The following is a 25244-nucleotide window of genomic DNA, read 5'->3' as shown; positions in this document are numbered from 1 at the left end:
TACGTACAAGTTATAATAGGACCAGCAGTCAACGAGAAGCATGTCCGATCAAGTTAGCGGAAATTGAAGGAGGCATGGCAATGTTGGAATCTTTGAAACAAGCCGTATGGGAAGCGAATATGGAGCTGCCGAAATACGGGCTGGTCACGTTTACTTGGGGGAACGTAAGCGGCATCGACCGCGAGAGCGGCTTCGTCGTCATTAAGCCGAGCGGCGTGCCTTACGAGGAGCTGCGGGCGGAGCAGATGGTCGTCGTGGATTTGGAAGGCAGAGTCGTTGAAGGCAATCTCCGTCCTTCCTCGGATACGCCGACGCACGTCGCGCTGTACCGCGCGTTCGAATCGATCGGCGGCATCGTGCACACGCACTCGCCTTGGGCGACGAGCTGGGCGCAGGCGGGACGCGCCATTCCGGCGCTCGGCACGACGCACGGCGATTATTTCTACGGGGAAATCCCGTGCACCCGGGCGATGACCGAGGCGGAGATCAAAGGCGCCTACGAGCTTGAGACCGGCAATGTCATTATCGAAACGTTCCGCGAGCGCGGCATTGATCCGGCCGAAGTGCCGGCGGTGCTGGTGAACAGCCATGCGCCGTTCGTATGGGGCAAAGATCCGCACAACGCGGTTCATAATGCCGTCGTCGTGGAGGAAGTGGCGAAGATGGGCGTCCACACGTTCGCGCTGAACCCGAACATTCAGCCGATGGACCAGCATCTGCTGGACCGTCATTACCTGCGCAAGCACGGCAAGAACGCTTACTACGGGCAGAAGTAAGCCGCGGTCGTTGCGGCGCGCGCTGACGGCTGGCGTTTAATGGATGGAAGCTCTCGAGCCACATTGGCTCGGGGGCTTTTTTTGGCATATAAGCATATAGGAAAGTATACGTTTCACGTTTATACAAAGCCTGTATGTCCCCGATATGAAACGCGCATCGCCGCAAGAGACGGCGCAGCCGTTTCACCTCGCTTCACGGGGGTTGGGATGCTGTCGGAAGCGAAAGAAAGCATTTACATGCTCAAGATTTAAATGGTAGGGTTTAGTTAAATTATATCCGGGTTGGATGTTGCGTAAGGCAGCTTTGCATGCGATAGGCACGCAGGGAGGGACGCAATGACGAAATATAGGCGATATCTCGTTCGCGGCTTAGGCGTCTTGCTTGCGGCGATGTTCCTGATGCGGGCGGCAGGGCAGGAGGCGCGGTTAACGTCCGACGAGATCCAGGCGCTGCGCGCAGTATACCCTTTATATACGAACGATCCGCCTCATGCGTTGGTCGGCAACATGCCCTTCCGGGTAGCCGTAGCGCTCGATGCGGGGACTTTCGCGGAAGTCGAAATCATAAACGCCCGACGTACCCCGTCCGTATATGGCTATGATGCCATTGTGCATTGGCATATCCGTGGGCCGCGGCTTCCGGAGCGAGTTGAACTGTTCTCAATCGAATACGGGTGGGAGCCTCCGCTGAAGCCGGGCATGCGTATCATCGCCGTGCTGCTCGAATCGAACGCCAAGCGGCTTGCCGGGCAATATCCGATCGTATGGCACCTGGCGTATTACGTCACGGATGATGGCTATGTTCTCTCGACGAGAGACGATGATTTCTCGGCCGCGATGAACGGGCGGCGAGCGGGCCGACTGGTGGACGAGATTCGCCGGATACCGCCCAAGCCATAACCCGTTGTAATTTGACGTGGAAAGGGGATGGACGATGGGGAGTAGACGGGGAGCGATGTATGCGATTGCGGCGGTTTGCCTCGTCATTACGATCGGCGTTATCTTCTATGGCATTCGGCCAGAATATAGGCTGTCGCCGGAGGAGATGCGAGCGCTTCGGGCCGAATATCCGGTCAACGCCTAATGCCCGAGCTTATTGAGATCCGGGAGCCGGCGTTCAAGGACGACGTGGTCAAGAGGGCGCAGACCTTTGTAGAAGCCGAGGTGATCGCGCTTCCGCCAGTTCTCGAGACGAACGTGTTCTGGATTCAAGCCTGCAATGTGTATAAGGTAAAGGTGCTTAGCCACCTCCGAGGGCAGACTTTGGAGGAGGAGCATCTTAATCTGATTACATCCGCTATGGCCGAAGGCGCCGGTCCCATCCTGCGTCCGGGCACGCGCATTATCGCCGGAATCGCGAAGGCCGGAGAAGACGCGGGGAGACTTGCGGGCAAATACCATGTGTCCCGGTATTCGATCTTTTACGTGACGAATGAAGGCTACGTGCTCTCCTTGGCCGGGGACGACTATGCGGAGGAAGTAAACGGCCGCCGGGCGGCGTGGTTCAGGAAGTGGCTTCGCCTTCTTGCGCCGGAGGGGCAGGAGGCGAAGCAGTGGGGCTAGACGAGACGGAACGGCAAAAAGAAGCTGCGCGGATTGTCGCACCCGCGCAGCCTCTTCCCGTTGCTGTCGGCTAGTCGCTAGCCTTCATTAGCCTCTTCGTTCTCCGTCCTGTATTCGCCATATGCGCCGGGCAGCAGCGGATTCGTGTAGGCTTCGTTGCTGATCGGCTGCGCGTAGTCTTCGCGCGGCAGGGGGCCCGGTCCGCCCAAGTAGAGCTGGACGGCTACCGCATCGCCGGCTTGAACCGGGAAGCTAAGCAGCGATTGCGGGATGCGCCGTCCGTTCAGCAGCAGCTGGACGAGCACGCCCTCGCCGGTGGATACTCTGCCGACGGCCACGATGCGCCCGGACGGACCGAATCGAACCGCGCCGGTCGCCGCCAGCGCCTGATAGACCGTCTGGCCCCGGAAGTGCGGCACGCGGTACGAGTTCGTCACCCACGGGAAGGCGTTGCCGCCGTTCAATACGACGGTGACGAAGTTGCCCGGGAACGGCGGCAACGGCGTAGGAATCGGCAGAGGAATCGGGATCGGCCAAGGTCCCGGTCCCGGCGGCCAAGGTCCCGGTCCTGGCGGCCAAGGTCCAGGCCCCGGCGGAGGCGGGAATGGTCCGGGTCCAGGCGGCCAAGGTCCCGGCCCCGGCGGCGGTGGGAACGGTCCGGGTCCAGGCGGCCAAGGTCCCGGCCCTGGCGGCGCCGGGAACGGTCCCGGTCCAGGCGGCCAAGGTCCCGGCCCCGGCGGCGGTGGGAACGGTCCTGGTCCAGGCGGCCAAGGTCCCGGCCCTGGCGGCGCCGGGAACGGTCCCGGTCCAGGCGGCCAAGGTCCCGGCCCCGGCGGCGGCGGGAACGGTCCGGGTCCAGGCGGCCAAGGTCCCGGCCCTGGCGGAGGCGGGAACGGCCCTGGTCCGTGTTGCGGCGGGAACAGCCCCGGACTATGACCCGGAGCAATCAGGCCAGGTCCCGGACCGGGAGGCACGGGATGCTGCGTGAGGGCGCGAGGCCCTCCGCAGCCGCAATCGCCGCCCGCGCGCGCCAAGGGCGCGCCGGCGCTGCCGTCCGGCGCGTAGCCGGAGGCATACGGATCATACCACATAGTTCGGTCTCCTTTTGCACATGCGAATAGGCGAATGCCTTTAGCGTAATATATGCGGCAGGAGCCTATCCCGTGTACGAATTATTGGGCGCGGGAGACGAAGGGCGCGGGGCCGGAACCGTACGCCTCCGATCAGGCTTGGCGTTAGTCGGTTCAATTGGCAAGGTGTGAAAATATTGCTATCTTGCCCGCGGAGGGCAATCAACAGGAAAATGGCGGCGCGATGTGGAATACAATAGCTGTACGGCGGTTTTACGGCGTAATTCCCGTCCTTGACGCTGCGATTTCAGCATGATCCAATCGTTCATTATAGGTACGGCGAAGGAGGCGTTTCCTATGGCAGGACCGTTTATATTCGTCTTTACGGGCACGAGCGGGTCCGGGCGCAAGACGATCGCGCACCGAATCGGCAGCGAGCTGGGCATCGACCATGTGCTTTCTTATACGACAAGGCCGCCCCGCGCGCTTGAGCCCCCGGATCTGGATTATCATTTTATCGGCAAAGAGACGTTCGACGCGATGGAGCGCCGCGGCGAATTCATCCAGACGGCGGTGATCGGCCGGGAGCGCTACGGCATTCGGACGAAGGAGCTGCTGCAGCCGCTCGAGGAAGGACGTCACGCGTACGTCATAGTGGACAGCGAAGCGGCTTCGCTGCTGAAGAAACTGTACGGCGATCGGGTTGTCCGCTTGTTCATTTACGTGGATAAGCGCACGGTCAAGGAACGGCTGGAGACGAAGGCGATGCCCGTTGACGTCATCGACCGCTATTTGGGTTTGTACACCGAGGAAGTCGTCTATCGCAAGCAATGCGAGCATGTGATCGAGAACGTTACGCTCAACCGGTCGTTGGAGCAAATCCGCACGGCGATCCAGTCGCATCTATGACTTATGCATACGCAAGGCGAAACGGCTGACGCCGCCTTTTAGCGGAGCTGCGCGTTTCGTTCCGCGATAGAGAAATACAAAACACCCCCGAAAGCCGGCCGTAGGCCGCTTCGGGGGTGTTTCGTTTCGCGGGACGCGAATTATTTCGCGGCTGCTTCGTAACGTTTGCCAACTTCAGACCAGTTGACGACGTTCCAGAACGCGCCGATGTAGTCAGGGCGTTTGTTTTGGTATTTCAGGTAGTACGCGTGCTCCCAAACGTCCAGGCCGAGGAGCGGCGTTTCGCCTTCCATGATCGGACTGTCTTGGTTTGGCAGGCTGTACACTTTGAGTTTGCCGTCTTTCGTAACCGCCAGGAATGCCCAGCCGCTGCCGAAACGAGTCGTAGCCGCTTTCGCGAAATCGGCTTTGAACGTGTCGAAGCCGCCGAGTTCGGCGTCGATTGCCGCTGCCAGTGCGCCGGTAGGCGCGCCGCCCGCGTTCGGGCCGATCGTTTCCCAGAAGAGGGTGTGGTTCGCGTGGCCGCCGCCGTTGTTGCGGACAGCCGTGCGGATCGCTTCAGGAACGCTATTCAGGTCGGCGATCAGATCTTCGACGGATTTGGATTGCAGCTCAGGAGCGGACTCCAGCGCGGCGTTCAAGTTCGTCACGTATGCGTTATGGTGACGGTCGTGGTGGATCTCCATCGTCAGCGCGTCGATATGCGGCTCGAGCGCGTCGTTTGCGTAAGGCAGTGCAGGCAATTGGTGTGCCATGGATGAACAACCTCCTTGAAATATGTATGGATTCATTTCCCATTATCCCTGATTTACGATAATAAATCAACGTTTATGTTTCGAAAGTCGGGTGGGTCGAAGCCCTAGACTAGCGTCTCCAGGCAGCGTCGTTTTATGCAAGGCTGGGAGATTGGACATGCAGCATTCCGCGATCATGAAATGCAAGATGATTTATAAGCGTGAAACAAAATAGATTGGTTTGCGTTCACGGTCGTAAGACCGGGAATGCGGCATTCTGCATATAAACGGTTGTAGTTAAAAGAGCGGACAAGCCTATAGTTATTACCCGCCTGGCAGCGCCTGCAAACAGCGTTGGGAAGCGGCGAGAAAACGGCAACGGAAAGCGATTCAAGCGGCGGAATGAGTGGTAAGGAAAAGCACATCAACCACGCTTGTCCCGCTAGCCGGGAGAGGCCAAGGAGGGAATTAGGATGAGCAACAATCGTAAAATTGTCGGTGTGTTTAATACGTATGAAGCGGCGGTAGACGCCATTGACGAGCTGAAGCGCAAAGGGTACAGGTCCGATGAGATCTCGGTCGTCGCCAAAGATCGGGACGACGTGGAGGACGTGACGGACGAGACGGGTACGAAGGCGCCGGAAGGGCTGGCGACGGGCGCGGCAACCGGCGGCATTCTCGGCGGCACGGCGGGGCTGCTCGCCGGGCTCGGGGCGCTTGCGATCCCGGGCATCGGTCCGATTCTCGCGGCCGGCCCGATCGCGGCGACGCTGACGGGCGCGGCGGTCGGCGCAAGCGCCGGCGGCTTGGTGGGCGGTCTCATCGGCCTGGGCATTCCGGAAGACGAGGCGAAGCGTTACGACGACTACATCGATAACGGCCGAATTCTGGTGTTGGTCGATGCGGACGCCAAACGCGACCATGACGCCTACGATACGTTCAGACGCTACAACTCGGAGAACGCGGATCTGTATGACACGCGCGACGTAACGACGCCGCTCTCTAGCCGCCCGCTCTAAGAGGCATGCGCCGATAGAGGAGGTGGGAGCCATGCCTTGGCGAAAAGGAGATTACCCGCCGTCGCTCAAAAACTTCGAGCCTCGCTTGCGGAACAAGGCGGTCGAAATCGCCAATGCCCTGCTGCGCGACGGCTACAACGAAGGCCGCGCGATCGCGATCGCGACCTCGCAGGCCAAAGAATGGAACGAGCATCATTCCGCAGAGGGGAAACGCTGACGGGATACGCATACGAAAGCCCGGCGCTTGCAAGCGCCGGGCTTTTAAACATGCCCGCCTCCGCCAAGCGCTCCGCCAAGCGCTCCGCCAAGCGCTCCGCCAGCGTAATCGGACGCGCCAAGCATATTTCCGTCCCAACCCTCATATTGGTTTAACATCATGGCTGTACAAGGAACGCCTCAAGGCGCAAGCGGTTGAGCGGGCTGCGGATGTAGGTTGGCTTGAACGCGATGAAGCGTGCGGTTGCCTGGCGACGGAAGGAACGATATCTTACATACTACCGGCGTCGTTAACAAAAAGGTTTGTGAATAATCACTAAGTTAATATGGAAACAGGTGGCAAATATTGTGCTGGCATCGCAGTGAGCATCTAGGGCGTCACCATATTTTGTCGATAATCCAAGTAAAACCGAGGAAAGTAAACAAATCCGAACTTTAGCCCCGTGAAAGCGCTTCATAGTAAGCGTTTTCAGCACTATTCCGCGGATTTTGCACTTTTTTTAAGAGATTTTAAAGAAATCAGCAGGATTTGATTTCATTTTGTCGTATTATTAACTTTATCCAAAACTATGTTATCGATTGAGAGGTTGAATGATGCACGTTCGTTCCTTCCAACTGTCGGATTACCGGCCTGTAACCCAGCTCCTCGAAACCGTTCTATCGGAAGAGTGTTATGAGCTGACCATGGAAGCCTTTGCCCGTCAACTGTCCTGGGATAGCGAGCTTGTGCTCGTTGCCGCGGAAGAAGATGAGATTATCGGAATGATTATCGGTACGATCGACAACAACAGAGGGTACTACTATCGCATCGCGGTTCATCCGAATTACCAGCGTCAAGGCGTCGGCAAGAAGCTGATCCAATCGCTGCGCGGACGGTTCGAACAGCGGAATGTTGCGAAGATTTTGATTACGGCGGACGAACATAACGAGCCCATTCTCTCTTTATACGAATCGCTCGGTTACGCAACGACGGATTTCTTCCGTTCCTTCCAGAAGCTCAGCATCGTGGCGGGATAAGAAGAGAATCATACGGTGCGCTTTATGAAGCATATCTGGCATGGCCATTGATTTTGGCGTGCAGATATGCTTTTCTTATAGGTAAGAACTTCTCTGGGAGTTAGCGTATGGAACAATTTCAGCCTTGCATCATCAAGAGCTTCAAACACGACGGCCATCTCCATCGGATGTGGCTGGAGAATTGGCTCGTTCCGGATACGCTGTTGCTGCCGGAGCACGCTGCGGAATCGATGCGGGTGCTCATCAACGAGCAGACCCCGATCCAGGAATCCGACGGCAAACAGTGGATCAGCCGGGTGCCGGCGGTTTCTTTTTTTATTCCGGGACAATGGTTTAACGTGGTGGCGCTCATGGAGGAGCACGGCGTCCGGTATTACTGCAACGTGGCATCGCCTCCGTTCTATAATGGGAGCGTGCTCACGTATATTGATTATGATCTTGACGTAATCTTGACGACGGATGGGCGGGCCCAGATCGTCGACCGCGAGGAGTACGAACAGCACAAGGCGATTTACCATTATTCCGCGGAGGTGCAGCGCAAGGTCCAGGACGGGCTGCGCGCGCTGATCGGACGGGTGGAATCGAAGGTCGCGCCCTTCCATCATGAAGGCGTCGCTCATTATTACGAGGCGTGGCAGAAACAGACGGGCGGAGGGAAGCGGCAAAGATGAGTCAACTATCGGACACCCCCCAGCAGACGGAGACTGTCGGGCTTTCGCGCAGCCGCAGAGCGCAGGAGAAGCGGGCTTCGTCCCCGAAGTCGCCCAAGCCGCCCAAGCCGGACAAATCCGGCAGAGAGCTTCCGCGGTGGGCATCCGAGCTGATCGATTGGGGAAGGACGCTCTCGATCGCGCTGATCGTGGTGCTGCTGCTCCATTTCTTCGTGTTCAACCTCTCCACCGTGGAAGGGCATTCGATGGAGCCGACGCTGTACGAGAAGGAGTGGCTGTTCGTCAACAAATTCTCGTATTACGTCGGCGATCCGCAACGCGAAGACGTGGTCATTTTGAAGGACCCGTCGGACCGTCCCGATCGCAAGGAGTTTCTCGTCAAACGGATCATCGGCTTGCCGGGCGACACGATCGAGGTGCGCGGCGGGCAGCTGTACCGCAATGGAGAGCTCATCGTCGAAGCCTATACCGATACTTCTATCGAGGATTTGGATTACGGGCCGTACAAGGTCGAGGCGGATACGTATTTCGTCATGGGGGATAACCGGCACGCCAGAGCGAGTCTGGACAGCCGTTCGTTCGGCGCGGTGCCGCGCAAGCTGATCCAAGGGCGCGCCGACTTCATCCTGTGGCCGATCGCCAAATTGAACGCTTTATAATCGGCGCTTCGCGCGGCGCGCCTTATGGCGCATGCCGGGCTGATGCCGGGAGCGGAGTGAATGAACGAGTGAAGGAAGTCATGATCTATACCGATGGCGCGTGCTCTGGCAACCCGGGACCGGGGGGCTGGGGCGCTGTGCTTTTCTATGGGAAGCATCGGAAGGAAATATCCGGCGCGGAGCCGATGTCCACGAACAACCGGATGGAGATCCGGGCGGTCATCGAGGCGCTGGCGCTGCTTAAGGAGCCGTGCCAAGCGGTTGTGTACAGCGACTCGGCTTACGTCGTGAACTGTTTTCAGAACAATTGGATACGCGGCTGGCTGCGCAACGGGTGGAAGAACAGCAAGGGCCAGCCGGTGGAGAACCAAGATTTATGGCAGGCGCTATGGTCGCATATGCAGCGGCATCAGGTGAGCTACGTGAAGGTCAAAGGCCACAGCGACAACGAATGGAACAATCGCTGCGACGAGCTTGCCCGCGAGGCGATCAAACGGCTGTAACGGCGCCGCCCCGGAGGATAACGAGATGAACCAGACGACATCATGGGACAAGCTGAAGGAAGAGATGAAGGCGGCGGCGGCCGAACTCGGCATCGATAAGATCGGCGTCGCCGCGGCCGACCCGTTCACCGAAATGAAGAGCCGGCTGATCCGCCACCGGGAGCTCGGGCGGGAGTCGGGCTTCGAGGAGAAGAATCTCGACAAACGCACCGAACCGGCGCTGTTGTTCGACGACCCGCAGTCCATCATCGCGATCGCGGTCGCGTATCCGTCCAAGCTGCAGGACGCGCCGAAGTCCGAGCCGGGGGCAAGACGCGGCATTCTGTCGCGTTCGGCCTGGGGAACGGATTACCACGTCGTGCTGCGGGACCGCCTTGCCAGACTGGAGGCATGGCTGCGGGAGCGGGTGCCGGGCTTCCGCGCCGAGAGCATGGTCGATACCGGTGCGCTCGTGGATCGGGCCGTCGCCGAGCGGGCCGGCATCGGCTGGAGCGCGAAGAACTGCGCGACGCTGACGCCGGAGTGGGGCTCGTGGGTGTATCTCGGCGAGATGATCACGAACCTGCCGCTTCCGCCCGACACGCCGGTCACCGAAGGCTGCGGCGATTGCACGGCCTGCATCGACGCCTGTCCGACGGGCGCGCTCGTCGGGCCGGGCGAGCTCGACGCCCAGCGCTGCATCTCCTTCGTCACGCAGACGAAAGGCGTCGTCTCCGACGAATTCATGCGCAAGATCGGCAATCGGCTGTACGGCTGCGATACGTGCCAGGTCGTCTGTCCGGTGAACAAAGGGAAGAATTGGACGCACCAGCCGGAGCTTGCGCCCGATCCGGAGACGGCGAAGCCGCTGCTGCTGCCGATCTTGAAGATGGGCAATCGGGAATTCAAGGAGACGTTCGGGAAGTCGTCCTCCGCTTGGCGCGGCCGCAAGCCGATCCAACGCAACGCGGTTATCGCGCTGGGCAATTTCAAGGACGAGACGGCCATCCCCGCGCTGATCGACGTGCTGCGGGACGATCCGCGCTTCGAGCTGCGCGCGACGGCGGCCTGGTCGCTCGGCCGCATCGGCGGGGAGGCGTCGCGGCAAGCGTTGTTGGACGCCAAGGGCAGGGAGCAAGACGAGCAGGTGCTCGCCGCCGTCGACCGCGCGCTCGAAGCGAGCGGCTCGCCGCGGACGGAACAGCAGGCCGAGGAGGCAGGAAGATGAACGAACAGACAATCTACTACGACGAGGTCGGCTCGCCGATAGGTCCGCTGCTGCTCGCGGCGACCGACAAGGGACTATGCCGCATCGATTTCGGCGGGTATGCGGACCATGCGGAAGAACTAACGGCTTGGACCGAGCGGTATTGTCCGGGAGCGGGATGGATGCACGCGCCGCAGCATCCCGTCGTGAGCGCCGCCGCCGAACAGCTTGCGGAATATTTCGCGGGCGGCCGGGAATCGTTCGAGCTGCCGTTGGACCTATGGGGCACGCCGTTCCAGACCAAAGTATGGCAGGCGCTGACCGAGGTGCCGTTCGGCGCGGTTTGTTCCTACAAGCACATCGCGGAGGCGATCGGTCAGCCGAAGGCCGTCCGGGCGGTGGGCGGCGCGAACAACCGCAATCCGGTTCCCGTCATCGTGCCGTGCCACCGGGTGATCGGGGCTTCCGGCGAGATGGTCGGATACGGCGGCGGGCTGTCGATCAAGCGGCATTTGCTGGACTTGGAGAAGGGGCGGCCGGAGCCCACCGCAGGCGGCGTTTAACGTTTGCTCCGCGGCGGGCGGACATGCTATGATAAGGTGCAAAGTTGACACAATTCACTAAAATATAAGGTATGGTGATAGATGCATGTGGACGGTCATTATTTCGATCATTACCCTCATCGTGGGCGCCGTGGGCGGCTTCTTCGCGGGCGTGTTCTATTTGCGCAAACAGCTGGAGAAGATGCAGAGCGACCCGGATATGCTGCAGAAGATGGCGAAGCAGATGGGCTACAATATGAACAAGCAGCAGCTAAACAAAGCACAGCAAATGATGAGCAAACAGCAACAAGGCATGCGCCGTCCAGGCGGCCGCAAGTAGTTCGCGGCTGCGCCCGGAGGGCATGAAAGGGGGCTTCGCCGTATGGCGGGCATGAAAGATTACGTGAACGCGAACGTCGGCCGCAATCGGGAGCAGATCGAGCATCACGTACGGGAAATTCTGAAATTGATCGGCGAGGACGTCGAACGCGAAGGGCTGCTCGAGACGCCGGCGCGCGTGACGCGCATGTACGAGGAGATTTTCGCCGGCTACGAGGTCAATCCGAGAGACGTGCTCGGCGTGACGTTCGACGAGCAGCACGAGGAGCTCGTGATCGTGCGCGACATCGTTTACTACAGCCAATGCGAGCACCACATGGCGCCGTTCTTCGGCAAAGCGCACATCGGTTATTTGCCGAGCGGCAAGATCGCGGGGTTGTCCAAGCTCGCGCGTCTGGTCGAGGCCGTGACGAGGCGGCTGCAGGTGCAGGAGCGGATTACGACGCAGATCGCCAACATTTTGGACGATACGCTGGAGCCGCATGGCGTCATGGTCGTCGTCGAAGGCGAGCATCTGTGCATGTGCGCGCGCGGCGTGAAGAAGCCGGGCAGCAAGACGGTCACGTCGGCGGTACGCGGCGAATTCCGCACCAGTCCGGCGCTTCGCTCGGAGTTTCTATCGCTCCTGAAGCAATAAGCGCGCGAAGAGCGGCTTGAATAACGGCATTCAATGAGAGAGGTCTTTTCCGATCAGGGAGAGGACCTCTTTTTTTGTTGCCGCGACGCTGGAACGGGTGAGATCGGGACTATTCGACTACCTAATTTGGACAAATCAAGGATAATGCTAGAAAACGTCCAAAAATTTCTATGGAATGCATTGACAAAATAATTGAGAATGATTATCATATTCCTCGGACGTAATGAGATTCATTATCAATAGAGACGATCAGGAGGGTTTGCATCCATGAGATTGCGAGCAGCCACGATTGCTCTTCTGGCGGCGTCCGCGGTGCTGTTAAGCGCATGCGGCGGCGGGACGGTCACGCCGGCGGGAGCGGGATCCGGAAGCGAGAGCGCGGCGATTAACGAGAGCAAAGCCGTGGACGAGAACAAGGCGGCGGACAGCCCGAAGATCGAAGCGGCGCCGGTGGAAGTGGCGGATACGCTCGACGGGGTGAACCAGCTCGGTTCGCTGACGAAGGATTTCAAACAGGCGATCGAAGCCGGGGACGATGCGAAATGGCAGGAGCTTAGCCGGCAAATCGCGGGCGTCTGGGAAGCGATCAAGAGCGACGTGCAGGCCAAGAGCGGCGATAGTTTTCCGGAATTGGAGCAGAAGGTGAACGAGTTTCTCGCTGCCGCGGCAGCCTCCAAGGCCGATAAGGATTTGTTAATTCAGCAGGACTACGAACTCTACCAGCAGTTCCGGGATCTGGGGAAGGTACTGACGGGAGAAGCCGTACAAGCGAATTAAATACATACATAAGGGAAAGGGTTGGAACAAACAGATGCAATCATTTACACGTATTCGCGCATTCATCGTCATGCTCGCCTTGACGATCGTCCTGGCGGCGGTGCCGCTCACGGCGACCGCGGCAGGCAAGTCGATCGGCGTCACGCTGGACGGCAAATCGGTCTCCTTCGATTCGAAACCGCAAATCGTCGGCGGCTCGACGCTGGTGCCATACCGGGCGCTTGCCGAGAAGCTCGGCGCCAAAGTCAAATGGGATCAGAATAGCGGCAAGATCAGTCTTACGAAAGGCTCGAAAACCGTTGAACTGACAATCGGCAGCAAGACGGCCAAGATCGCCGGCAAATCGGTCGCGCTGGACGCGGCTCCGGTGACGAAGAACGGCGCGACGCTCGTGCCGCTTCGCTTCCTGGGCGAGTCGCTTGGCGTATGGGTATCGTGGAAAGCTTCCACGAGCACGGTCGTGCTCGAGACGAAGAAGACGTTCACCCACGCCATGGGCAAAACGACGCTGAACAAAGTTCCCGAGCGCGTCGTCGTCCTGTTCAACGGCGGGGTAGACATCTCCGTCCTGCTTAAAGTCAAGCCGGTCGGCGCGGTCGAATCGTACGTCGAGCAGCCGTGGTACAAATATCTTCGCGCCGGCATGAGCAACGTGAAAAACCTCGGCGACGAAACGCAGCCTAGCGTGGAATCGATCGTCGCGCTGAAACCGGACGTCATCATCGGCTCCAAGATGCGCCACGAGAAAATCTACAGTCAGCTGTCCGCTATCGCGCCTACGATCATGACCGAGGACATCTACTCCTGGAAAACGAACCTGCAAACGATCGCGGAAGTGTTGAACAAAGAGTCGATCTCGACCGCGTTCATCAAAGACTGGAATAACCGCGTGGCGGATTTCAAATCGAAAATCGGCACGAAAGCAAGAAACACGGAAGTGTCGATCATCCGCTTCAACCCGGACGGCTCGGCTCGCGCCTACATGGAGGGCTTCGCCTACAACATCCTCGACGAGCTCGGCTTCGCGCATCCGGCAGCCCAGAAGGCAACCGGCAAAGGCTTCATCGGCGTGACGACGAAGGAGCAGATCAACCTGCTGGACGGCGATTACATCTTCGACTTCACGACGGACTGGGTCGGCGACGGCGGCGTCTACAAGGTGCAGCAGGACTGGACGGGCAGCGACCTGTGGAAGAACCTCGATGCGGTGAAGAACAAGAAATACTACAAAGTCGACGTGGTATCCTGGAACATGTCCGGCGGCGCGATGGCAGCCAAAATGATGCTCGACGACCTGTATTTCTACTTCGACCTGGACTAATATCATACCTTGCGAGAGAATGGGCGCCTGCGCGCTCATTCTTTTCGCGTATTAAGGAGAGGATCGTTTGATTGCCAAGGGACTACCCGGCAACGGGTGGAAAACCGCGGGTCTTGCGGCCGGCATCTTGCTTATGTTGGCGTGCCTTGCGCTAAGCGTCATCCTCGGCGCGACGCCGATCCGGCTCGCGGACGCGGTGCGGGCCGTGACGGATTACGACAGCAGCGTCAACGAACAAATCATCGTCCGCACGACCCGGGTTCCCCGCGCGCTCATCGCGGCGGCGATCGGCGCTTGCCTTGCGGTCGCCGGTGCCCTAATGCAGGCGATGACGCGCAATCCGCTCGCGTCGCCGGGCGTGCTGGGCATTAACGCGGCGGCGACGCTCGCCGTCGTATTGGCCATTACGGTCGTCGGCGTCGGCTCGATGACGGCCCAAGCTTGGGTCTGCTTCGCGGGCGCGGCCGTTGGCGCGGCCATCGTCTATGCGCTCGGATCGCTCGGCGCGGGCGGGCTGTCGCCCATGCGCATCGTGCTGGCGGGATCGGCGATGACGGCGCTCTTCGCGTCGATGACGCAGTGGCTGCTCGTCTTGAACGAGAACGGGCTGAACGACGTGCTGTACTGGCTTATGGGCTCGATCGCCGGACGACCGATCGCAATGCTGGAGGCGGTAAGCCCCTACATGCTGATCGGGCTGCTGGGCTCGTTCCTGCTTGCCCGGCAGATCAATATCCTCGTCTTGGGCGAGACGGCAGCCAGCGGCCTCGGCCAGCGGACGACGGCGATCAGGCTGATCTGCGGCCTCATCATCGTGCTGCTCGCGGGGAGCTCCGTCGCGGTGGCGGGGCCGATTGGCTTCATCGGCATCGTCATTCCGCACGTCGCGCGCCATCTCTCGGGCATGGATTATCGCTGGCTGCTTCCTTATTCGGCGGTGCTGGGCGCGGTATTGCTGCTGCTGGCCGACCTGGCGGCCCGGTTCGTCATCATGCCGCTCGAAGTGCCGGCCGGCGTCTTGACGGCCGTGATCGGCACGCCGTTCTTCGTCTACGTGGCCCGTCGGGCAAGAGGGGAGGCGGCGGCATGAAGATCGAAGCACCTAAGGTTCACCCCGCGCAAGCATTGGAGCAGGCCGCACCCCGGACTGGAGTCCGGTTCCACAGACGCTCGCTGCTGTGGTTCCTCGGACTGTTCTTCTTCCTGCTCGCGTCGGCCGTCGTTAGCGCGGGACTGGGGGAAATTCGCATCCCGCCGCTCGACGTGCTCCGCGCCGCTGGGGGAGCTGGACTTGCCGACCACGTCTTGGTCGTGCAGTCGCTGCGGCTGCCGCGAATCGCGATCTCCGTGCTGGTCGGCGCTTCGCTGGCCGTGGCGGGCGCGATTCTGCAGGGCGTCGTCCGCAATCCGCTGGCCGCGCCGGACGTCGTCGGGATCAGCGGCGGCGCTTCGCTGGCCGCGGCGGCCTTCCTGACGCTCATTCCCGGCGCTTACAGCATCCAGCTGCTGCCGGTGGCCGCGATGATCGGGGCGGTGCTCGTATCGTCGATCGTATACTTGCTTGCTTGGAAGCGCGGCGTGCAGACGTTCCGCCTCGTGCTCATCGGCATCGGGGTGGCAATGCTGATGAACGCCTTGACGACGTTCATGATCATGATGGCGCCTTCGACGTATACGGCCGGAGCGGCCTACCTGTGGCTGACGGGGACGGTATATGGCACGAGCTGGACGAACGTGGTCACGCTTCTGCCGTGGACGGTTTTCTTCCTCCTTCTGGCGGCAGGGCATGTGCGCCACCTGAACGCTCAGCTGCTGGGCGACGAGCTGGCGGCGGGCATCGGCAGCGCGGTGCAGCGCGGGCGAATCTCGCTTCTCTTGATCAGCGTCGGCCTGGCCGGCTCCGCGATCTCGATGGCGGGTCCGATCGGCTTCGTCGGCCTGCTGGCGCCGCATATGGCGAGAAGACTGGTCGGCTCCTTGTCCGGCCGCTTGCTGCCGGTCGCCGGCGTGATCGGCGCGTTGATCGTGCTGATCGCGGATACGGTCGCCCGCACCGTGTTCCTGCCGCACGACATTCCGGCAGGCATACTGACGTCGGGGATCGGCGCGCCGTTCTTCGTCTATTTGCTGTATCGCACGCGCAAGTCGCGTTGATCGGCATCCAACTCCGCGTGTTTCGACGACTTCGAAACGCGCGGAGTTTTTTGTATATATAGCAAGAAAAAAGTCGAATCGGTTATTTCTTTCAAAAGTTTTACAAGAAAAGGCGAAAAGACTCTTGTAATGAGAATGATAATCATTTACAATATCGTTCGAGCGAGTACTGATAATTATTCTCAATTGAACACGGAGGGAATTCATGTGAGCGTAGGCAATGGGCCCTACTTAGATAGTCAACGACGCAGAGAGTCGAACGCGCGGACCTACCCGCGCAAAATCCCTGCGGCTTTCATCTCGGCGAGAGGTCTTCGCGTGAAGGACGCGGACGGCAAGACGTATCTGGATTGCCTCCAAGGGGCGGGGACGCTGGCGCTCGGCCACAATCATCCGGTCGTGCTGGAGGCGATGCAGGATGTGCTGGCGAGCGGTCTGCCGCTACATACGCTGGACCTGACGACGCCGGTGAAGGAGAAGTTCGTCGATGAGCTGTTCGGCCTGCTGCCGGCGCCGCTCGCCGGCAGAGCGAAGATTCAATTCTGCGGCCCGTCGGGCGCGGACGCGGTGGAGGCGGCCGTGAAGCTGGTGAAGACGGCGACCGGGCGGCGGACGATGTTCTCCTTCCACGGGGGCTACCACGGCATGACGCACGGCGCGCTCGGGCTGACCGGCAATCTGGGGCCGAAGCGTCGCGTATCGGGATTGATGGCGGACGTGCATTTTCTCCCTTACCCGTATTCGTACCGGTGCCCGTTCGGCGTCGGGCATGCGGAGGGGACGCGAATCGGCTCGCAGTTCATCGAGCGGCTGCTGGACGATCCGGAGAGCGGGATCGTCGAAGGAGCCGGCATGATTCTGGAGGCGGTGCAGGGCGAAGGCGGCGTTATCCCGGCCCCGGATGAATGGATGCGCGAGCTGCGCCGCATTACGGCGAAGCACGGCGTACCGCTCATGCTGGACGAGGTACAGACGGGAATCGGCCGCACGGGCGCCATGTTCGCTTTCGAGCATGCGGGCATCTCGCCGGACGTCGTCGTTCTCTCGAAGGCGATCGGCGGCGGATTGCCGCTCGCGGTCGTCGTGTACGACGAGGCGCTGGACGTCTGGGAGCCGGGCTCGCATGCCGGCACGTTCCGCGGCAACCAGCTGGCGATGGCGGCGGGTACGGCGGTTCTCCGTTATGTGCGCGAGAACGAGCTCGCAGCGCGCGCGGCCGCGTTGGGCGCGGGCATGACGGAACGGCTGCGGCGGGTCCAGGCGGATGTCGGCTGCATCGGCGACGTGCGCGGAAGAGGACTCATGATCGGCGCAGAGATCGTCGATCCGCGCGGCGGCCAGGATTCGCTCGGCAGCTATCCGGCGCATCCCGAGCTCGCGAAGGCGATTCAGCAGGGCTGCCTGCGGCGCGGACTCATTCTGGAGCTGGGCGGTCGCCACGGCAGCGTCGTCCGCTTCCTCCCGCCGCTCATCGTGACGGACGAGGAACTGGAGACGATCGCGGAGATTTTCCATGACGCGGTAAGGGAAGCGGAGCGCGTCTATATCGGACGATTGGAAGAGGTGCAAGCGTAAATGCCCGGACAAGAAGACAGCCGCGCCGGCGGGGCAACCCGCGGCTCGGCCGATTGGGAGCATACATACCGCGAGCAAGAAGAGGCTGCGAAGGGCGCAGGACCGGAAGACCGCTTGGATTCCGGGGAGCAAGAGGAAGAGGCGGGACGATTCGAAGGTCTATTCCTGAACGACTCCCCCTACAGCCAACATCTATATCGGGACGTCATGCGCAAGGCGGGCGACGTGCTTATTCGCGAATTCGCGGCGAGACGGCAGCCGTATAGCGGCGAGAAGCCGCATCGGCTGCGCGAGCTGTTCGAGGGACGGGAGATCGCACCGGAAGAGCCGGCCGAGGACTGGAAGGCGCTGTTCGAGGAGATCGGCGCCGAAGTGCTTCGCCACTCCGCGGTCGTCACCGACCCTGCGTGCGCGGCTCATCTGCATTGTCCGCCGCTGATGGCGTCGCTTGCCGCCGAAGCTTGGATCTCGGGGACGAACCAATCCATGGATTCGTGGGATCAGAGCATGTCGGGGACGATGCTCGAGGAGGCGGTCGTCGCGTGGTTGTGCAGCTTGTTCCGCTTCCCGGAAGGCGCGGACGGCGTGTTCACGAGCGGAGGCACGCAGTCGAACTTCATGGGGCTGCTGCTGGCGCGCAATCATTTCGCCAGCGCGCGCTGGGGCTGGAACGTGCAGCATCGGGGGCTGCCGCTCGCGGCCGGGCGAATGTGCATCCTGTGCTCGGAGGCGGCGCACTTCACGGTGAAGCAGTCCGCCGCCCTGCTGGGGCTCGGGGAGCAAGCGGTCGTCACCGTCCCTTGCGACGAGCGGCGCCGGATGAGTCCGGAGGCGCTGCTCGGCCGGCTGGCTCAGATGAAAGCGGCCGATCTCATTCCGATCGCGATCGTGGCGACGGCGGGCACGACCGATTACGGGAGCATCGATCCGCTGCCGGAGATTGCGGCCATTGCCGAGGAACACGGGTTATGGTTCCACGTCGATGCGGCCTACGGCGGCGCGCTCGCGCTGAGCGACCGGCATGCCGGCCGGCTTGAAGGGCTGGAACGCGCCGACTCGGTGACGGTCGATTTCCATAAAGGCTTCTATCAGCCGGTCAGCTGCGGGGCCTTCCTCGTTCGCGAGGGGGAGCGGCTGCAGACGATCCGGCTTCATGCGGACTACTTGAATCCCGAGGAAGACGAAGAGGAAGGCGTGCCGAACTTGGTCGTCAAATCGCTGCAGACGACCAGGCGCTTCGACGCGCTGAAGCTGTACGTCTCGCTCCGATATTATGGGCGCCGGGTCTTCGGCGATATGGTCGATCAGACGATCCGAGTCGCCGCCGGCACGGCCCGCCTAATCGAACGGGAGCCGAAGCTTGAACTCATGGCCGAGCCGGAGCTTGGCACCGTCGTCTTCCAGTATAATCCGGCTGATGGGGAGGGCGCGCATGCGGATACGGTGAATGCGGGGATCCGCGCCGCTCTACAAGAGGAAGGCGCATGCATACTCGCTAGGACGCGGGTGAATGGACGTCTGTGCTTGAAGCTGACGATTCTGAATCCGCTGACCACCCTTGCGCACACGGCGCGGATGCTTCGATGGGTCGTTCTCGCCGGAGAGCGGCTGGAGAGCGATTCGCCGGAGGCCGAGCTGGCCGGACCCGCGGAGCTGACCGATACCGTTAGCAGATAATTTGATTGGTTCGAATACAAGCACGTATACGTTTCTTACGAGGTGACTTATGAAATTATCGAAGCTGCAAGCGAAAGAAGCGGCTGGCAACGCCGCGATGCAAACGCTGCTGAATTGTTATATCCGGGAGACCGGGCAGGGGGAGTTCCACTTACGGGCCGACAACGGCCCGGCGGAGCTTGAGGATCAAGCAGCGGAAGCCGCGAAGACGCGGGCGGAGGACGGCCGCCGCGAGATGCTGGCGCTGCGGCTGGCGCGTCAAGCGGTCACGATCCAGGCGGGCGTAACATACAAATCGCCAACGGCCCGGCATCTGTTCGCGTTTCCGGTCCGGATCGCGGCGGACGGCGCGGAGTCCTATCCGGCGGATTACGTGACGCTGTCCGCGCTGCTGGCGAAGGAGATCGCGCTCGAGTTCGGCCAAGCGGGCCACGCCGACGAGCTGATGCTGCGCATTATTCAGAGCTGCCGCAACGTCGAGGAATTCGTCTTGGCGCGTTCTGGCGACCGCGATAAGCTGTACGGGCCGGACGCCGATTACATCGACGCGGAGCAAGCGCTCGTCTTCGGCCATTTGCTTCATCCGACGCCGAAGAGCCGCCAAGGCATCCCCGAGGCGGACAACGCGATTTATTCGCCCGAGCTCGGCGGCGCGTTCCAGCTGCATTATTTCCGCGCGCATCGTTCGCTGGTCGTGCAGGGTTCGGCGCTCGTCGCTCCGGCGGCGGAGCTGATTCTCTCCGAGCTGCGGGGGGATCCGCAGGTAAGCAGAGCGTGGCTGGATACGCATGCGTCCTCCGACGAGTGGGCGCTGCTGCCCGTCCATCCGCTGCAGGCGGATTGGCTGCTGGCGCAGGCGAACGTGCAGCACGCGATCGCGGAAGGCAAACTCCAATACCTGGGCGCGGCGGGCAGTCCGTATCAGGCGACCTCGTCGCTGCGCACGGTCTACCGGAACGATGCGCGCTTCATGTATAAGCTGTCGATCCCGGTCAAGGTGACGAACTCGCTGCGGGTGAACAAGTACAAGGAGCTGGAGCGGGGCGTGGAAGTGAAGCGGCTGCTCGAGACGGAAGTCGGCCGCGTCCGGGAGGAATACGAGGGCTTCGATATCATCGCCGATCCGGCGTTCATCACGCTGTGCCTGACGGACGGCGAGGACGAATCGGGCTTCGAGCTCGTCCTGCGCGATAACCCGTTCCGCTGGCAGGCATCGCGGGGCGCGTCGCCGGTAGCGGCGCTCGTGCAGGATCCGCTGCCGGGCGAGCGCTCGAAGCTGGCCGCGATCATCGGCGGCATCGCGCAGCGCGAAGGGCGCGCGCTCGAAGAGGTGAGCGCCGACTGGTTCGACCGCTATCTCGATATTTCGCTCAAGCCGATGGTGCGGCTGTACATGAAGTGGGGCATCGCGCTGGAAGCGCACCAGCAGAACAGCGTCGTCCAGCTCGAGGACGGGTATCCGAAGCGGTTCTATTACCGGGATAACCAAGGCTATTACTTCTGCAAGTCGACGGAAGCGCTACTTGCGCAGCAGCTGCCGGGCATCGGGGAAGCGAGCCAGACGGTGTGCGACGACGCGATCGCCGACGAGAGATTCCGCTACTATTTGATCTTCAACCATATGTTCGGGCTGATCAACGGCTTCGGCGCCGCCGGGCTGATCGACGAGCGAGTGCTGCTCGGCAAGCTGCGCGCCGCGCTCGTGTCGTTCGTGCCGGATAACCGGGAGCCGTCGGTGTTCCTGGCCACGCTGCTCCATGACGAGCAGCTGCCGTGCAAGGCGAACCTGTTGACGCGTCTGCACGACATGGACGAATTGGTCGGCTCGCTCGATACGCAGTCCGTCTACGTCATCGTGCCGAACCCGCTCGTGAAGGAGGTGGCCGACCATGCCGAGCAAGGAGGCGCAGCTGCCGCAATCACCGTCTAATCAGGCGGATGGGCAGGTTCGGCCGTCTGTACCCGCCGGGGGCGCGACGGTCTACGAGGAGTGGCATGCCGGCATTGGCCGGACGATAGGCTTTCGCAAGGTGACGTTGGAGGCGGATTTCGAACGGCTGCATGCGTGGCATCGCGAGCCGCATGTCGTGCCTTTCTGGCAGCTGGCCATTCCGGCCGACAAGTATCGCGCCCATCTGGAGGCGTTCCTGGCGGATTCCCACCAGACGCTGTACATCGGCATGTTGGACGGCGAGCCGATGAGCTATTTCGAATCGTATTGGGCGGAACGCGACGTGTTGGCCGGCGCCTATGAAGCCGAGCCGGGCGATCAGGGTATTCATCTGCTGATCGGGCCGTCTGCTTATTTGGGCAAAGGGTACGCCGCTCCGCTCTTGCAGGCGATGATGCGGCTGCAGCTTCGCGAAGGCGGGACCCGCCGCCTTGTCGCGGAGCCGGATGCGCGCAACGCCAAGATGATTCATATTTTCGAACAATGCGGGTATGCGTTCCAGCGCCATATCGAGCTGCCGGACAAAACGGCCGCCCTTATGATCGCGGCGCGAAACCGGGCGGAGGAGTTGTTGAACCGATGAACGGGAGGACGCAGATTTATGACATCGTGGGTATCGGCATCGGACCGTTCAATCTCGGTCTCGCGGCGCTGCTGGACCCGCTGCCGGACGTGAAGGCGCTGTTCCTGGACCGCAAGCCGGCGTTCTCTTGGCATCCGGGGATGCTGTTGGACGGCACGACGCTGCAGGTTCCGTTCTTGGCCGATCTGGTCACGATGGCCGACCCGACGAATCCGTACAGCTTCTTGAACTACTTGAAGGAGCAGGGCCGGCTGTACGCCTTCTACTTCTTCGAGCGGTTCCACATTCCTCGCAAGGAGTACGACGCGTACTGCCGATGGGCGGCGGAGCGAATCGCTTCATGCCGGTTCGGCGTCGAGGTGACGCAAGTGAGCGGCGTATCGGAAGCGGAAGCGCTTGGTCGCATGAGCGATCATGGCGACGCTGATGTTTCGGCTGCTAGCCGGGCTTCGATTCCCGCATTGGCGATCGCTGGCGGAGGCATCGATCAGGGCGGCGCGGATGCGGACCCCGCCGCCTTCGGGCATCGTGTCGAACCGATCTCGCCGGGCGAGCTGTACCGCATCGAAGCAGTCGGCAGCGACGGGCAGCTATGCGTATACTACGCGCGCAACCTGGCCCTCGGCGTCGGCAGCGTGCCGCATGTCGGGGAGACGTTCAAGCAGCATTTGGCCGAAGGGAACGTGTTCCATTCGGCGCAGTTCGGCGAGCGGCTGGAGCAGTGCAAGCATGCGCGGTCGATCACGGTCGTCGGCTCCGGCCAGAGCGCGGCCGAGGTGTTCCTGCACCTGCTGAACGGGCAGGCCGAAGGCGGCTATCGGCTCGACTGGCTGACCCGGTCGCCGGGCTTTTTCCCGATGGAATATTCGAAGCTGGGGCTGGAGCACTTCTCGCCGGATTACACGTCGTATTTCTACAATCTCCCGCCGGAGCGGAAGGACGAGGTGCGAAGCAAGCAGCATCTGCTGTACAAGGGGATCAGCGCGGGCACGATCGCGGATATTTACGACCGGCTCTATGAGTTGACCGTGGACGGGGGAAGCCCGGACGTGAGGCTGCTCGCCCAAGTCGACGTTCAGGCGATCGAATCGCTGGCCGACGGGGAAAAGGGCTACCGTTTGACCTGCCGTCATGCGGAGCAGGACCGCGCGTTCGAGCACGAGACGGAACTAGTCATTCTGGCGACCGGCTACGCTCACCCGGTGCCAAGCTTCCTGGGGCCGCTGCGGGAACGGGTACGCTGGGATGCCCAAGGCCGTTACGAGGTCGAGCCGGATTACCGGCTGCGGCTGAACGGGGAAGGCGGCGGGCGAATCTACGTCCAGAACGGCGAACTGCATTCGCACGGCGTCGGCGCGCCGGATTTGGGGCTGGGCGCGCACCGCAGCAGCGTCATTATCAATAGCTTGGCAGGCCGGGACGTCTATCCGGTCCGGGAGCGCAACGTCTTCCAACAATTCGGTATCGGAAGCGGGAGGGGAGAAGGATGACGGAACACGCGGAGGGAATCGATCTCCGGCTGGCGGAAGCCGTGAACTCGGAGGTCTATGCGCAGGTAAGGACGCGGATCTTCCGGCAATTGCTCGAATCCTTCATCTTCGAGCGGATCGCGCCGGTGGAGTCGATCCAGCTGCGCGAGGAGACGCTGTTCATCTTGCACGGCCGCGACGAGGCGGGAATGCCGGTCACGTACAACTGCAGGGGCGAGCGTCGTCCGACGTTCGGCCGCGTTCGGCTGAACGCGTCGCCGCTGCAGCGCATATCCCGGGAAGGCAAGCGGGAAGCGGTCTGCCTAAGGCGATTCCTGCGCGAGGTCGCGGCCGGAGCGGGCGCCGATCCGGCGAAGCTGGGCGCGTTCGCCGAGGAGCTGGAGCGGACGCTGCTTCATGACGCGATCGCCCAATATGAGCGGCTGCGCGCAGAGCAGACGATGGAAGGAAGCTACGACGAGCTGGAGACGGCGGCGATGGATGGCCATCCGTATCATCCGAGCTACAAATCCCGCATAGGCTTCTCGCCCGAGGACCAGCTGGCTTACGGTCCGGAGTTCGGCCCGCTGCTGCGTCCGGTGTGGATCGCGGTTCGCAGGGCGGACGCCGCTTTCGCCATCGGGGATGGCGAGTCGTTCGAAGCGCTGTGGCGTTCGGAGCTTGGCGAGGAGCGGTTAGCCGCTTTCGAGGCGACGCTTGCGGGCAAAGGGCTGGCGCTCGCGGACGTCGCGCTGCTGCCGGTTCATCCGTGGCAATGGCGCAACGCCGTCATCCCGCGGATGCAGGAGGAGCTGCGCGACGGGCGGATCATCCCGCTCGGGCCGGGCGGCGATCTGTACCGCCCGCAGCAGTCGATCCGGACGCTGCATAACGCGTCAAGTCCGGCGAAGCCGTCCGTGAAGATGGCGATGACGCTGCTCAATACGTCGGCTTACCGGCATATCGAGCCGTATTATGCCAAAGTCGCGCCGGCGATCTCCGAGTGGCTGCAGCGGACCGTCGATCGCGATCCGTATTTGCGTGACGAAGCCGAGGTCATTCTGCTCCGCGAATTCGCGGGTATCGGCTACGAGCCGAAGGCGGCGAAAGACGGCGGGTCGTCGCCAAGCGGCAGGGACGCCGCGGCCGAAGGCATGCTGGCCTGTATCTGGCGCGACAGCCTCGCGGGTTATCTGCGCGCGGGCGAGAGCGGCGCGCCATTCCACGCGCTATCCGCCTTCGATCCGGTCGCGGGCCGTCTCTTCATCGCGCCGTGGCTGGAGCGGCATGGCGCGGAGCGCTGGCTGCGGGCGCTGTTCGAGCGGTGCGTGCTGCCTGTGGCTCACCTGGCATTGGCGCATGGCATCGGGCTCGAATCCCACGCGCAGAATATGGCGCTCGTCCACCGGGACGGCTGGCCGTCGCGGGTGGCGCTGAAGGATTTCCACGAGGATGCGATGTTTTACCGCCCGCTGCTGTCCGCCGATGACGCGCCGGATTTCGAGGCGATCCATCCGGCGTTCGGCGAGGGCGTCTGGTTCGAACAGCGGGAGGCCGCGCCGATCCGGTATTTGCTGCTCGGCGCGCTGTACGGCATCAACCTGGGCGAGCTGGCGATGGTGCTCGCCGATCACGGCGTCCTGACCGAAGCGCGCTTCTGGACGCTTGCGGCCGAGACGATGGACGACCACATCCGGCGACATCCGGAGCTCGGTCCGCGGCTCGCGCTGTTGGACCCGTTCGCCGAGACGACCCGGTTGGAGCAGCTGACGAAGAAGCGGCTGTTCCGCGCGGAGCCGGGCACGCTGATGCACGAGGTGTCCAATCCGCTGCATGCGGCGGTGCAGGCGATCCGAGACGGCGCGCGGGCTGGCGTCACTTAGAGACTATGGCGAG

General features: G+C 61.8%; 27 protein-coding genes. 25 read left to right on the top strand and 2 right to left on the bottom strand.

Annotation, left to right across the window (positions count from 1 at the left end; translation table 11 throughout):
- Window positions 1–80: 80 nt before the first annotated feature.
- The 4 genes from araD to BCM02_RS26760 all read left to right on the top strand — a co-directional run bounded on the left by araD (window position 81) and on the right by BCM02_RS26760 (window position 2339).
- Complete coding sequence (gene araD, locus BCM02_RS26770; RefSeq protein ID WP_148932202.1) at window positions 81–776, top strand: L-ribulose-5-phosphate 4-epimerase; 696 nt, start codon at window positions 81–83, stop codon at window positions 774–776.
- A gap of 336 nt (window positions 777–1112) precedes the next feature.
- Window positions 1113–1676 (top strand): hypothetical protein, encoded by a 564-nt coding sequence (locus tag BCM02_RS26765; protein ID WP_148932201.1) that lies wholly within the window; start codon window positions 1113–1115, stop codon window positions 1674–1676.
- A gap of 34 nt (window positions 1677–1710) precedes the next feature.
- Entirely contained in the window at window positions 1711–1860 is a 150-nt protein-coding gene (locus tag BCM02_RS35470) for a hypothetical protein (protein WP_187434423.1), read from the top strand.
- Window positions 1860–2339 carry a hypothetical protein gene (locus BCM02_RS26760; RefSeq protein WP_148932200.1) on the top strand — a complete coding sequence of 160 codons (480 nt, stop codon included), beginning with the start codon at window positions 1860–1862 and terminating at the stop codon, window positions 2337–2339. Before BCM02_RS35470 ends, BCM02_RS26760 begins: the two co-directional genes overlap by 1 nt.
- A 77-nt stretch (window positions 2340–2416) precedes the next feature.
- On the opposite strand, the gene BCM02_RS35465 is transcribed toward BCM02_RS26760, so the two are convergent.
- Entirely contained in the window at window positions 2417–3430 is a 1014-nt protein-coding gene (locus BCM02_RS35465) for a hypothetical protein (protein ID WP_187434422.1), read from the bottom strand.
- Between the two features lie 336 nt (window positions 3431–3766).
- On the opposite strand from BCM02_RS35465, the gene BCM02_RS26745 reads away from it, so the two are divergent.
- On the top strand, window positions 3767–4318 hold the full coding sequence (locus tag BCM02_RS26745) for a guanylate kinase (RefSeq protein ID WP_187434421.1): 552 nt from the start codon (window positions 3767–3769) through the stop codon (window positions 4316–4318).
- Window positions 4319–4458: 140 nt separating this feature from the next.
- On the opposite strand, the gene BCM02_RS26740 is transcribed toward BCM02_RS26745, so the two are convergent.
- Window positions 4459–5073 carry a superoxide dismutase gene (locus BCM02_RS26740; RefSeq protein WP_148932197.1) on the bottom strand — a complete coding sequence of 205 codons (615 nt, stop codon included), beginning with the start codon at window positions 5071–5073 and terminating at the stop codon, window positions 4459–4461.
- Between the two features lie 452 nt (window positions 5074–5525).
- On the opposite strand from BCM02_RS26740, the gene BCM02_RS26735 reads away from it, so the two are divergent.
- The 20 genes from BCM02_RS26735 to BCM02_RS26635 all read left to right on the top strand — a co-directional run bounded on the left by BCM02_RS26735 (window position 5526) and on the right by BCM02_RS26635 (window position 25231).
- Window positions 5526–6071 carry a YflT domain-containing protein gene (locus BCM02_RS26735; protein ID WP_148932196.1) on the top strand — a complete coding sequence of 182 codons (546 nt, stop codon included), beginning with the start codon at window positions 5526–5528 and terminating at the stop codon, window positions 6069–6071.
- 31 nt (window positions 6072–6102) lie between these two features.
- Window positions 6103–6288 (top strand): DUF2188 domain-containing protein, encoded by a 186-nt coding sequence (locus tag BCM02_RS26730; protein ID WP_148932195.1) that lies wholly within the window; start codon window positions 6103–6105, stop codon window positions 6286–6288.
- A 593-nt stretch (window positions 6289–6881) separates the two neighbouring features.
- Window positions 6882–7304 carry a GNAT family N-acetyltransferase gene (locus BCM02_RS26725; protein WP_148932194.1) on the top strand — a complete coding sequence of 141 codons (423 nt, stop codon included), beginning with the start codon at window positions 6882–6884 and terminating at the stop codon, window positions 7302–7304.
- Between the two features lie 107 nt (window positions 7305–7411).
- Window positions 7412–7975: a DUF402 domain-containing protein gene (locus BCM02_RS26720; RefSeq protein ID WP_148932193.1), complete on the top strand. Its 564-nt coding sequence runs from the start codon at window positions 7412–7414 to the stop codon at window positions 7973–7975.
- Entirely contained in the window at window positions 7972–8634 is a 663-nt protein-coding gene (lepB, locus tag BCM02_RS26715; RefSeq protein WP_148932192.1) for a signal peptidase I, read from the top strand. Before BCM02_RS26720 ends, lepB begins: the two co-directional genes overlap by 4 nt.
- A 68-nt stretch (window positions 8635–8702) precedes the next feature.
- Window positions 8703–9137: a ribonuclease HI gene (gene rnhA, locus BCM02_RS26710; RefSeq protein WP_148932191.1), complete on the top strand. Its 435-nt coding sequence runs from the start codon at window positions 8703–8705 to the stop codon at window positions 9135–9137.
- Between the two features lie 25 nt (window positions 9138–9162).
- A complete protein-coding gene (gene queG, locus BCM02_RS26705) occupies window positions 9163–10344 on the top strand; it encodes a tRNA epoxyqueuosine(34) reductase QueG (RefSeq protein WP_148932190.1) in 1182 nt (393 codons plus the stop codon).
- Window positions 10341–10886, top strand: coding sequence for a methylated-DNA--[protein]-cysteine S-methyltransferase (locus BCM02_RS26700; protein ID WP_148932189.1), 546 nt, complete (start codon window positions 10341–10343; stop codon window positions 10884–10886). Before queG ends, BCM02_RS26700 begins: the two co-directional genes overlap by 4 nt.
- 85 nt (window positions 10887–10971) lie before the next feature.
- Window positions 10972–11205, top strand: coding sequence for a YneF family protein (locus BCM02_RS26695; RefSeq protein ID WP_148932188.1), 234 nt, complete (start codon window positions 10972–10974; stop codon window positions 11203–11205).
- A gap of 42 nt (window positions 11206–11247) precedes the next feature.
- The gene (gene folE, locus BCM02_RS26690; protein WP_148932187.1) at window positions 11248–11841 is read left to right on the top strand and encodes a GTP cyclohydrolase I FolE; all 594 of its coding nucleotides are present in this window, start codon (window positions 11248–11250) and stop codon (window positions 11839–11841) included.
- 267 nt (window positions 11842–12108) lie between these two features.
- Window positions 12109–12618: a hypothetical protein gene (locus tag BCM02_RS26685; RefSeq protein ID WP_148932186.1), complete on the top strand. Its 510-nt coding sequence runs from the start codon at window positions 12109–12111 to the stop codon at window positions 12616–12618.
- Between the two features lie 34 nt (window positions 12619–12652).
- A complete protein-coding gene (locus tag BCM02_RS26680) occupies window positions 12653–13939 on the top strand; it encodes a stalk domain-containing protein (RefSeq protein WP_148932185.1) in 1287 nt (428 codons plus the stop codon).
- Window positions 13940–14006: 67 nt separating this feature from the next.
- Entirely contained in the window at window positions 14007–15029 is a 1023-nt protein-coding gene (locus BCM02_RS26675; RefSeq protein ID WP_342791342.1) for a FecCD family ABC transporter permease, read from the top strand.
- Window positions 15026–16093, top strand: coding sequence for a FecCD family ABC transporter permease (locus BCM02_RS26670; protein ID WP_148932184.1), 1068 nt, complete (start codon window positions 15026–15028; stop codon window positions 16091–16093). Before BCM02_RS26675 ends, BCM02_RS26670 begins: the two co-directional genes overlap by 4 nt.
- A gap of 129 nt (window positions 16094–16222) precedes the next feature.
- On the top strand, window positions 16223–17668 hold the full coding sequence (locus tag BCM02_RS26665) for a diaminobutyrate--2-oxoglutarate transaminase (protein WP_148932183.1): 1446 nt from the start codon (window positions 16223–16225) through the stop codon (window positions 17666–17668).
- Window positions 17669–19345, top strand: coding sequence for a pyridoxal phosphate-dependent decarboxylase family protein (locus BCM02_RS26660; RefSeq protein WP_148932182.1), 1677 nt, complete (start codon window positions 17669–17671; stop codon window positions 19343–19345). It begins immediately after the preceding gene.
- A gap of 49 nt (window positions 19346–19394) precedes the next feature.
- Window positions 19395–21275, top strand: coding sequence for an IucA/IucC family protein (locus BCM02_RS26655; RefSeq protein WP_148932181.1), 1881 nt, complete (start codon window positions 19395–19397; stop codon window positions 21273–21275).
- On the top strand, window positions 21235–21879 hold the full coding sequence (locus BCM02_RS26650) for a GNAT family N-acetyltransferase (protein ID WP_148932180.1): 645 nt from the start codon (window positions 21235–21237) through the stop codon (window positions 21877–21879). Before BCM02_RS26655 ends, BCM02_RS26650 begins: the two co-directional genes overlap by 41 nt.
- Window positions 21876–23369: a lysine N(6)-hydroxylase/L-ornithine N(5)-oxygenase family protein gene (locus BCM02_RS26640; RefSeq protein ID WP_246183573.1), complete on the top strand. Its 1494-nt coding sequence runs from the start codon at window positions 21876–21878 to the stop codon at window positions 23367–23369. The genes BCM02_RS26650 and BCM02_RS26640 overlap by 4 nt, the downstream gene beginning before the upstream one ends.
- Window positions 23366–25231, top strand: a complete 1866-nt coding sequence (locus tag BCM02_RS26635) for an IucA/IucC family protein (protein ID WP_148932179.1) — start codon at window positions 23366–23368, stop codon at window positions 25229–25231. Before BCM02_RS26640 ends, BCM02_RS26635 begins: the two co-directional genes overlap by 4 nt.
- The last annotated feature ends 13 nt before the right edge of the window (window positions 25232–25244 follow it).

Origin of the sequence: Paenibacillus methanolicus (assembly GCF_008124765.1) — a bacterium.
GTDB classification, from domain to species: Bacteria; Bacillota; Bacilli; order Paenibacillales; family Paenibacillaceae; genus Paenibacillus_Z; species Paenibacillus_Z methanolicus.
The sequence above is the reverse complement of the archived record's forward strand: the minus strand, read 5'-3'. Positions and strand labels throughout refer to the sequence as shown.

Bases quoted from the DNA above. Each gene is read 5' to 3' on its own strand.
- araD (WP_148932202.1), top strand. From the start codon at position 81: ATGTTGGAATCTTTGAAACAAGCCGTATGGGAAGCGAATATGGAGCTG.
- BCM02_RS26765 (WP_148932201.1), top strand. From the start codon at position 1,113: ATGACGAAATATAGGCGATATCTCGTTCGCGGCTTAGGCGTCTTGCTT.
- BCM02_RS35470 (WP_187434423.1), top strand. From the start codon at position 1,711: ATGGGGAGTAGACGGGGAGCGATGTATGCGATTGCGGCGGTTTGCCTC.
- BCM02_RS26760 (WP_148932200.1), top strand. From the start codon at position 1,860: ATGCCCGAGCTTATTGAGATCCGGGAGCCGGCGTTCAAGGACGACGTG.
- BCM02_RS35465 (WP_187434422.1), bottom strand. From the start codon at position 3,430: ATGTGGTATGATCCGTATGCCTCCGGCTACGCGCCGGACGGCAGCGCC.
- BCM02_RS26745 (WP_187434421.1), top strand. From the start codon at position 3,767: ATGGCAGGACCGTTTATATTCGTCTTTACGGGCACGAGCGGGTCCGGG.
- BCM02_RS26740 (WP_148932197.1), bottom strand. From the start codon at position 5,073: ATGGCACACCAATTGCCTGCACTGCCTTACGCAAACGACGCGCTCGAG.
- BCM02_RS26735 (WP_148932196.1), top strand. From the start codon at position 5,526: ATGAGCAACAATCGTAAAATTGTCGGTGTGTTTAATACGTATGAAGCG.
- BCM02_RS26730 (WP_148932195.1), top strand. From the start codon at position 6,103: ATGCCTTGGCGAAAAGGAGATTACCCGCCGTCGCTCAAAAACTTCGAG.
- BCM02_RS26725 (WP_148932194.1), top strand. From the start codon at position 6,882: ATGCACGTTCGTTCCTTCCAACTGTCGGATTACCGGCCTGTAACCCAG.
- BCM02_RS26720 (WP_148932193.1), top strand. From the start codon at position 7,412: ATGGAACAATTTCAGCCTTGCATCATCAAGAGCTTCAAACACGACGGC.
- lepB (WP_148932192.1), top strand. From the start codon at position 7,972: ATGAGTCAACTATCGGACACCCCCCAGCAGACGGAGACTGTCGGGCTT.
- queG (WP_148932190.1), top strand. From the start codon at position 9,163: ATGAACCAGACGACATCATGGGACAAGCTGAAGGAAGAGATGAAGGCG.
- BCM02_RS26700 (WP_148932189.1), top strand. From the start codon at position 10,341: ATGAACGAACAGACAATCTACTACGACGAGGTCGGCTCGCCGATAGGT.
- BCM02_RS26695 (WP_148932188.1), top strand. From the start codon at position 10,972: ATGTGGACGGTCATTATTTCGATCATTACCCTCATCGTGGGCGCCGTG.
- folE (WP_148932187.1), top strand. From the start codon at position 11,248: ATGGCGGGCATGAAAGATTACGTGAACGCGAACGTCGGCCGCAATCGG.
- BCM02_RS26685 (WP_148932186.1), top strand. From the start codon at position 12,109: ATGAGATTGCGAGCAGCCACGATTGCTCTTCTGGCGGCGTCCGCGGTG.
- BCM02_RS26680 (WP_148932185.1), top strand. From the start codon at position 12,653: ATGCAATCATTTACACGTATTCGCGCATTCATCGTCATGCTCGCCTTG.
- BCM02_RS26670 (WP_148932184.1), top strand. From the start codon at position 15,026: ATGAAGATCGAAGCACCTAAGGTTCACCCCGCGCAAGCATTGGAGCAG.
- BCM02_RS26665 (WP_148932183.1), top strand. From the start codon at position 16,223: ATGAGAATGATAATCATTTACAATATCGTTCGAGCGAGTACTGATAAT.
- BCM02_RS26660 (WP_148932182.1), top strand. From the start codon at position 17,669: ATGCCCGGACAAGAAGACAGCCGCGCCGGCGGGGCAACCCGCGGCTCG.
- BCM02_RS26655 (WP_148932181.1), top strand. From the start codon at position 19,395: ATGAAATTATCGAAGCTGCAAGCGAAAGAAGCGGCTGGCAACGCCGCG.
- BCM02_RS26650 (WP_148932180.1), top strand. From the start codon at position 21,235: ATGCCGAGCAAGGAGGCGCAGCTGCCGCAATCACCGTCTAATCAGGCG.
- BCM02_RS26640 (WP_246183573.1), top strand. From the start codon at position 21,876: ATGAACGGGAGGACGCAGATTTATGACATCGTGGGTATCGGCATCGGA.
- BCM02_RS26635 (WP_148932179.1), top strand. From the start codon at position 23,366: ATGACGGAACACGCGGAGGGAATCGATCTCCGGCTGGCGGAAGCCGTG.